Raw genomic sequence first — 8,254 nt, forward strand, 5'->3', positions numbered from 1 at the left:
GTTGAATGCTTCTGTTGGGGTGCGGTAGCCGAGGGTGGCTCTGGGGCAGTTGTTCAGTTCGTAGGCGATGGCGTCGAGGTAGGGTTGGTGGCTGGTGATGGGGGTTCCTTTGGGCAGGTAGCGGCGGATGAGCCGGTTGGTGTTTTCGTTGGTTCCTCTCTCCCAGGGGCTGTGGGGGTGAGCGAAGAACACCTCCACGCCGGTGTCGTGGGTGAGGCGCTGGTGGCGGGCCATTTCCCGGCCTTGGTCCCAGGTCAGTGTGCGCATCGCCCCGTCGGGCAGGCCCTGGATGCGGCGTGTGAGCGCGTCACAGACCTGGTCTGCTTTGCGCCCCAGGGGCAGGGCGACGATGATCAGGTAGCGGGTGGTGCGCTCGACCAGGGTCGCGCACGCGCTGGCTCCGTCTTGGCCGATGATCAGGTCGCCTTCCCAGTTACCCGGGATTTTCCGATCAGAAATGTCAGGGCGCTCGTCAATCAGCCGCATCCCAACGATGGGGGGTTTGCGCCCGCTTGCTGGGGGTTTCTTGCGCATCCACCGGCGCGAGGGCAAGCAAATGCCGTGCTCGATGAGCGTCTTCTTGGGGTGGGCGTAGATCCACGTGTAGATCGCCTCATGGCTGATCGTGTGACCCTGAGCGTCGGGAGAAGTATCCATGGAGGGCAGTGTGCCACACGCTTCCTCTCGCAAGCGCCCGCTGATCTGGCGGGGAGTGTGCCCCTGGGACAAATCAGCAATCACACGGTCGCGAAGGACCTCATCACAATCCAACAGGCGCTTCTTCGGGCGACGCCTGGCCGCGCGGGCCGCCTTGTCGGCCTCCTCGGCCCGATACTGCCCATCAGGGCCCGTATGGCGGGCGATCTCACGGCACACCACCGAGGGGCTACGCCCAATCAAGTGAGCGATCCGCGTCTGGGACAAGCCCACATTCACCCCCGCCATGATCGCCGCGCGATCCCAGGCACCAAGCATCCGACGACACCCCATGATCAGCCTCCAAACAGCATCACCACTACACGAAAATTGCTTACACCCTATGACACCGCCCAAGATGGCATGTTCTGGTTTTACGACTCTTCCGAGTTGAGTGTGAGTGCGCGAGCGCTGGCCAGGATCACGGATAGAGGTCGAGATCCTTGCTGATAAGTGAACTTGCACCCCACCGAGCTTCCAGGAGCTAGGGCAATGTTTCACCCAGACCCCTCCAGGCCCATGGGTGGCGCACCTGCGTGTGCCCAGCCTCGTCCAGGGAATAGAACGCATGGCGCGCCTCACCCTGGTAATAGGCCTCGATCATGCACCTGTTGGATTCTGCAGTGGCCTCCACCACGTAGCCGGGGCCAGTGCCGGACCAGAACATGGACACCAGTTCCTGGCACTCCTGCTCGGTCAGGTTCCACCCGTTATACGGCTCTTCGAAAACCAGCCTCAGGTAGGCGGTAAGCTTGATGCCCTACCCCGGAGCAATGTCCTCATTCAATCGGAGGTCGGCCCTCATACGGATGGCACGACTCGGTGCGCTCGATGCCGGCGCGCCTGCGCGAGGGCGCGGCCGACAAGGCCGTCATGGCGCGCGACATGACGATCCGCTGCCCGCACGGCTTCGACGAGCGCTTCTTGCTCGAACGCCTGAGCGACCTGTACCCCTCGACGTGGCGTTTTAGCGTGGACTCGCTGGTGGGAGCCTCCCCCGAAATGCTGATCGCCGCCGCCTGCGGGACCGCGTCGTCGCGCGTACTGGCAGGCACGTGTAAGCCCAGCGAGGGGCAGGCCTTGGCGTCGAGTGCGAAGGACCTGCGCGAACACGCGCTGGCGTCAGAGTCGGTGTCCTCCATCCTGGAGCGCCTGTGCCTGGACGTGCGCGCACAGGGCCCGTTCCTGCTCACCCTCCCCAACGTCACCCACCTGGCGACAGACGTGCGCGCCCGGCTCGGGTCGGCGCACCTACTGGACCTGGTCGCCGCCCTGCATCCGACGGCGGCCGTGTGCGGCACTCCCCGCGACGCGGCCTGGCCTCCGGGACTCGCCTGCGCCTTTTGCCGGGGCAGGCATCATGCCGGATTCGGACCCCGACTTGGAGTTGACCGAGACCGAGGCCAAGATGCGCCCGCTCCTGGACGCCCTCGGGGTGTGACGGCGGCCCGCCGCGCGCTCAAGCTCGTTGCTCTCCTTCGCGGATAGGTAACGAGCACACGGATAGGTAACGAGCACGCGGATAGCTTATGAACATACGGATACCTTCGTAACCTATCCACGAGTGGATAACCTATCCGCGAAGACGAAACCTATCCGCGAGCGCCCAGACAACAAGGCCATCCGCGCATCTCCCCACGCCAGAGACACACCCAGCAACGCAACGCCGATTCACGCGGCCCTCATTCCGGGGCGACAGATGCGATCTGTAGAGCCCGTATCCAGCACGAGCCCCACCGCACGACGATGCTCTGGCGTAAAACGACGACGAGCTCCCGTCACAGGCGCCCCACTTTCCGCAGGCACTCGCACCCGCTTANTCGCCGCCCTGCATCCGACGGCGGCCGTGTGCGGCACTCCCCGCGACGCGGCCTGGCCTCCGGGACTCGCCTGCGCCTTTTGCCGGGGCAGGCATCATGCCGGATTCGGACCCCGACTTGGAGTTGACCGAGACCGAGGCCAAGATGCGCCCGCTCCTGGACGCCCTCGGGGTGTGACGGCGGCCCGCCGCGCGCTCAAGCTCGTTGCTCTCCTTCGCGGATAGGTAACGAGCACACGGATAGGTAACGAGCACGCGGATAGCTTATGAACATACGGATACCTTCGTAACCTATCCACGAGTGGATAACCTATCCGCGAAGACGAAACCTATCCGCGAGCGCCCAGACAACAAGGCCATCCGCGCATCTCCCCACGCCAGAGACACACCCAGCAACGCAACGCCGATTCACGCGGCCCTCATTCCGGGGCGACAGATGCGATCTGTAGAGCCCGTATCCAGCACGAGCCCCACCGCACGACGATGCTCTGGCGTAAAACGACGACGAGCTCCCGTCACAGGCGCCCCACTTTCCGCAGGCACTCGCACCCGCTTAACGAAGTGCCAACAACACAAGCCTACCCCCGGTGTTACTGCCACCATCGAAGGTAGTATGGAGCATGTTGAGGCCTTTCGGTTGGACGGGGTAGGAGCCGTCGCCGGAGAGTCCGCCCTGTTAAGCCACCACGACAGGTCAAACCTCGCACATCGTCCCTGCGTCCCCCACACATGAGGAGCTATCAATGAACAACACACCACGGCGCAAGCGCTGGGTTGCCGCTGCCTCGTGCGTGGGCCTCGTGGCCGCTGCGTCCGGGGCGCGCTACTGGTCCAACTACGTGTACCTATCCGACCTGACCGCCTTGGACGCGTGGAACCGTTACATGGATCTCATCAAAGATGGGAAATACGATGAGGCTCTGGCATACTCTCCGGACCTCGTGACCAATTTCGACGGGCGATACTCCACAGCGTTCCTCACCGACGCCGCACACGCTCACGCACCCAGCACGGTCAGTTTCGAGGGAACCTTGTCGGATGGGCATACTGGCACCGACCCGCATATTCAGGTTGAAGGATGGATTCGATACAATGACGGGCCTTCCCCACAGCGCCCCTTCCGTACCTTTCTCGATAGGACAGACAAGAGGAACGGTCAGCTCGGCATGTGGGAGATCAATGCTACTTCCTTTGGGTCAACGAGAGCCTTGATCGACACAGCTGGCCTTCGCAGTATTCGCATCGGTGACGTGTCGGTCGACAACCCCCAGGGTTCTTACTCCCTTTTTCCTGGTAGCTATCGTGTCGAAGCCGTCCCACAGAATCCCGACTACTGGACGATCGAGTACGCGCGTCCTCTCGGCGACGGGGCAGGAGAAATTCGCGCTGGCATGTCGACCACACTGTTCACGATCGAGCCAAGCGACAAGCTGAAGGACTGGATTCAGACGGAGAGCGAAGCATTCGCAGCATCTTGCCGCACCGGCACACCGGATCCCACCAAGGAAGGACGCTGTGGCGCTCTTGCATACAGTACGGAACCGTTGGATGCGACAAATGACCTGATTATTAGCTCACTGCGCGGCACAACCTTCCCCCTGGCAGTAGCGACAGGCCCCACCACCCCCACACCCGGCAAGAGCTTCACCCCCGCGACCCCCTTCACGTGCACCATCAACTTTGCCTACGACGGAGCAGAGCCCACGCTCGACTGCACTCCGCTCAAGTAATTCACGGTTTACCCCGTGGAGTTGTGCGCACGTTGTTGACAGTTTGTTTATGCGACTGTTATCCAGGCCGCTTGGCGTAGGTCGTAGTCGGTGGGGAATTCGCCGCCGATATGCTGATCGCCGCCGCCTGCGGCACTCCCCGTGACGCCGCGATGCACCTCATCGAAGAGCTGGAGGACACCGAGCGCGGCCGCTACTCCGGGCCGGTGGGCTGGGGCGACACGGCCGGCAACGGCGAGTTCGCGATCGCCCTGCGATGCGGCCTGGCGTCGGGGACGCGTCTGCGCTTGTTCGCGGGGGCGGGAATAATGCCGGATTCTGACCCCGACCTGGAGCTGACTGAAACCGAGGCCAAGATGCGTCCGCTCCTGGACGCGCTCGGGGTGTGAGGTGCATTCCACGCAGCTCAATGCCCGTATCCTCCATCGCCCGCACCCAGATGAGGACGCGGGGCATTACCCTGAATAGCAGACGACAAACACCCTCATTCCCGTCGGTGAGGCAACCAGATTCCCGACAACGAAAGAGCCAGGACACATGTTCACTAGCATCGATCTCTTCGCAGGTGCCGGCGGCCTGTCCACGGGACTCACGCAAGCAGGCTTTCGCCCTCTATTTGCCTCTGAGCTTCATCCCACATACGCCGCAGCCTACGCGTTTAACCACCGGGAGACTGATGTCGTTGTTGACGACATCCGCCGAGTTGATGCGCACGAGGTACGTTCGCGGTTTGGACTCGATAGGGGCGATCTCGATTTACTGGCTGGAGGACCTCCCTGCCAAGGTTTCTCCATCAACGCTCCAATCCGCTCAAACAAGGATCCGCGCAATCATCTCTTTCGGGAGTTTCTTCGTTTCACCGAGGAATTTATGCCGCGCGCGATCCTTATCGAAAATGTTCCTGGATTGGTCTCGTTCGAGCGTGGAGGGACACTAACCGCGATCACCTCGTCACTCGAGCAGTATGGCTACCACACGTCCGTGAAGATCTTGAGCGCGGCTTACCACGGCGTACCTCAGACACGGTGGCGCACAATCATCATCGGAACCCTCACTCCACATAATGAGGCCACAGTGTGGCCGCAGCCGACACACTGCGCCCAGGTCAGAGCGAACTTTTCGCACAATTTCCACGGAAAAGACATTCTTGAGCAGCTTTCGGATGCCCCCTCTCAGGCAGCTACAACACTTCGCGACGCCATCTCCGATCTCCCGCGCTCGCCAAAACCCCTGAACTCACAGGATGCTATCGCCCAATACGATTCCGCTCCGACCTCCGTCTTCCAAAACCAGGTCCGCCGGGGAAGTACCGGCGTGTACAACCATTTCTCGAGCAACCTGTCGGAAATCAACCTTGAACGCCTGTCACACATCCCACCGGGCGGAAATTGGACAAATATCCCACACAACTTATTACCTGCCGGAATGCAGCGCGCCCGTAAGTCCGACCACACGAAACGCTACGGTCGACCGCGTTGGGGCGATCTTTCCGGAACGATTCTGACGAAGTGCGACCCGCACTGGGGAGCGTTCTTCCACCCCTCGGAGGATCGCGTATTTACGGTTCGCGAGGCCGCAAGGATTCAGTCGTTCCCCGACACGTACCACTTCACGGGTTCCTTAGCGGAGCAGTACGCAGAGGTTGGTAACGCCGTCCCCCCGATGCTTGCCCAAGCGATTGGCACGCAAATCGCAACCCATCTTGGGAGCGCGTGATGGCAGGTTACATCCACGAGTTTTTCGGCTACCGATTCGACGACCACTCGGATACAGCTCTCAAAGCGGCTGAGAAACAGTTCTGTCCTTTCATTGGCGAACTATGCACCAAGCCTCTCGGTCGAGATGGCGAGCGTTCCGGCGCTTGCACGATCAGGCAGTCTTCATCACCCACCCCCGTCATTTGTTGCCCTCATCGGCTGTACGCCGACGAGTACAAGGTGCTTCACATCATCGCTGAGAGGACCTTTGGCTGGAAACTGACTCTCTACCCAGGTCGCCGAGCGCTTGCTCACGCCCACGCAGAAGGCGGTGCTGTCGCCGTCTTTGGACACAAATGGGGGAAAGAACTCAAGCTGCCAAAGAGGGACGGGGTCGGGAGTTACTTCGCAGACTGGGTCCTCGCACGCATCGACGAACACGGAAAACTTGCGGAGTTTACCTCCGTCGAAGTTCAGACTATCGATACAACTGGGAACTACAGGGACTCTCGAAGCGCGCTCCTTAAGCCTGAGCGCAGCATCGCCAAATCCACGGTGGGGTTGAACTGGGAGAACGTGTCAAAGCGCATTATTCCGCAGCTCATCTATAAGGGACAGATTCTGCAACGAGAAAGCCTGTGCCGATCTGGTCTCTGGTTTGTGACCCCAACACCGATCTATGAGCGTTTGCTCACGCGACTCGGGGGACCTGAGAATCTCGATTTCGGCTACGCGCCACAACCCGGTGCCCTTCATTTCCTCCGCTATGACTTTGCTGCGGATACGCAGGTTTCACCTGGTTCTCCGCTCCCCCTTGATGTGACGGGATACGACTGCACGACCGTTGAACGGGTGCAGGGCGCATTCAATCGCGTCCGCCTCCCTGAACCCGATGTCTACGGGTCTTCGCTCGAGAGCGCGTTATACAGCATGCGATAGGAGAGGACAGCCCACTACCCTTCCAGCGGTCGCGGCGCGTCGGCGCACTGCACGTAACTCCACTCAACGCGCAAAGGCCCGCCGCCCCTCGCAGGGGCGGCGAGCCTGGTCAGCACGCAGCACTCACGTCACGCCTCAACGGGTACGCCCGCCGCCACGGGCACACTCGCCTCAACGGGCGTATGCCTCACTGGATCGTGACCGACACGTCCTGTGTCTGCCCGTTGCGCTCGATCGTCAGGTTGATGGTGTCGCCCGCGCGATAGCGGCGCACGTAGCCGACGAGCTGTTTCGGGCTGGTGACTTCCTGGCCTTCAACCTTGAGGATGACGTCACCGGAGCGCAGCCCGGCAGCGGCGGCACCGGAGCCGGAGGTGACCTCCTGGATTTCGGCACCCACGTAGGTATCAGAGCCGACCGTGGCGGTGGCGGCCTTGACGGTGACGCCGAGCATGCCGTGGGAGGCAGAACCGGTCGCGATCAGCTGGTCGGCAACAGAGACGACCAGGTCGGAGGGGATCGCGAAGCCCAGTCCGATCGAACCCGCCTGCCCGTCGGCGGAGGTGGCCAGCGACTTGATCGAGGAGTTAATTCCGATCACCGCGCCGGTCGCGTCGAACAGCGGGCCGCCCGAGTTGCCGGGGTTGATGGAGGCGTCGATCTGAATGGCGTTGGTGACGACCAGGTCGGAGGACGCCTGCGTCTGGTCCTGGGAGGTGGAGTCCTCGTCCATGGAGACCTCAACGGGGCGGTTGAGTGCTGAGACGATGCCGGTCGTGACCGTGTTCGACAGGCCCAGGGGCGCGCCGATCGCCATGACGGGGGCGCCGACCTCGAGGTTCGCCGACGTCGCGAAGCGCGCGACGGTCAGGTCCGCGGGCGGGTTCTCCAGGCGAATAACGGCCAGGTCGGTGGTCTTGTCGTGGCCGACGACGCGTGCGGCGTAGAGGCGCCCGTCGGCGAGAGTCACTTGGATTTGCCCGCCGGTGAGCACGGAGGAGATGACGTGGTAGTTGGTGACGATGTCACCCTGTGCGTCGTAGATGACGCCTGATCCGGTGCTTCCCGTGGACGCGCTCTGTGTCGAAATCGTGACGACGGCCGGGGAAACGGCGGAGGCGACAGCGGTCCAGTCGGTGGCGTCGGAGGAGGCCGGTACGGTCGCGACGGTGCCATTGTTGAGGTTGGTCGGCGTGGAGACGCGCAGCAGCTCGGGGCGCACGTAGAGCATCGCGCCCAGCGTCAGGACGATCGTCACGAGCATCGCGCAGAAGAGGGCGACCCACCCGGGTCCCTTCTTCTTGACGATGACGACCGGGGCGGGGGCCGAGGTCGGGGCCGGGTACTCCGTCACCGGCTGGCCCGCGGGCGCG

Annotated in this window: 6 protein-coding genes and 2 pseudogenes; 5 read left to right on the plus strand and 3 right to left on the minus strand. The window is 62.4% G+C overall.

Annotation, left to right across the window (positions count from 1 at the left end):
- Both BQ7477_RS10800 and BQ7477_RS10805 read right to left on the minus strand, forming a co-directional pair.
- On the minus strand, positions 1–990 hold a 990-nt coding region (locus BQ7477_RS10800), incomplete at its 3' end, for an IS30 family transposase (RefSeq protein ID WP_073983902.1).
- Between the two features lie 190 nt (positions 991–1,180).
- Complete coding sequence (locus BQ7477_RS10805) at positions 1,181–1,369, minus strand: hypothetical protein (RefSeq protein ID WP_129582579.1); 189 nt, start codon at positions 1,367–1,369, stop codon at positions 1,181–1,183.
- Between the two features lie 137 nt (positions 1,370–1,506).
- On the opposite strand from BQ7477_RS10805, the pseudogene BQ7477_RS10810 reads away from it, so the two are divergent.
- The 5 genes and pseudogenes from BQ7477_RS10810 to BQ7477_RS10830 form a co-directional block, all read left to right on the plus strand.
- Positions 1,507–2,137: pseudogene (locus tag BQ7477_RS10810) on the plus strand (chorismate-binding protein); the annotation flags it as partial.
- 1,121 nt (positions 2,138–3,258) lie between these two features.
- Positions 3,259–4,245 carry a hypothetical protein gene (locus BQ7477_RS10815; protein WP_073983898.1) on the plus strand — a complete coding sequence of 329 codons (987 nt, stop codon included), beginning with the start codon at positions 3,259–3,261 and terminating at the stop codon, positions 4,243–4,245.
- A 119-nt stretch (positions 4,246–4,364) separates the two neighbouring features.
- A pseudogene (locus BQ7477_RS10820) lies at positions 4,365–4,634 on the plus strand (chorismate-binding protein); the annotation flags it as partial.
- 148 nt (positions 4,635–4,782) lie between these two features.
- Positions 4,783–5,961 (plus strand): DNA cytosine methyltransferase, encoded by a 1,179-nt coding sequence (locus BQ7477_RS10825; protein WP_073983899.1) that lies wholly within the window; start codon positions 4,783–4,785, stop codon positions 5,959–5,961.
- Complete coding sequence (locus BQ7477_RS10830) at positions 5,961–6,881, plus strand: NotI family restriction endonuclease (protein WP_073983900.1); 921 nt, start codon at positions 5,961–5,963, stop codon at positions 6,879–6,881. Before BQ7477_RS10825 ends, BQ7477_RS10830 begins: the two co-directional genes overlap by 1 nt.
- A gap of 187 nt (positions 6,882–7,068) precedes the next feature.
- Here BQ7477_RS10830 and BQ7477_RS10835 read toward each other — a convergent pair.
- Positions 7,069–8,254 (minus strand): S1C family serine protease (locus tag BQ7477_RS10835; protein WP_234968832.1); only part of this gene is annotated, 1,186 nt, incomplete at its 5' end.

The sequence above is a fragment of the Actinomyces bouchesdurhonensis genome (genome assembly GCF_900128465.1).
In the GTDB taxonomy this organism is placed as follows: Bacteria; Actinomycetota; Actinomycetes; order Actinomycetales; family Actinomycetaceae; genus Pauljensenia; species Pauljensenia bouchesdurhonensis.

Excerpts from the sequence above, each read along its gene's own strand:
- BQ7477_RS10825 (WP_073983899.1), top strand. The coding sequence starts at position 4,783 with ATGTTCACTAGCATCGATCTCTTCGCAGGTGCCGGCGGCCTGTCCACG.
- BQ7477_RS10815 (WP_073983898.1), top strand. The coding sequence starts at position 3,259 with ATGAACAACACACCACGGCGCAAGCGCTGGGTTGCCGCTGCCTCGTGC.
- BQ7477_RS10830 (WP_073983900.1), top strand. The coding sequence starts at position 5,961 with ATGGCAGGTTACATCCACGAGTTTTTCGGCTACCGATTCGACGACCAC.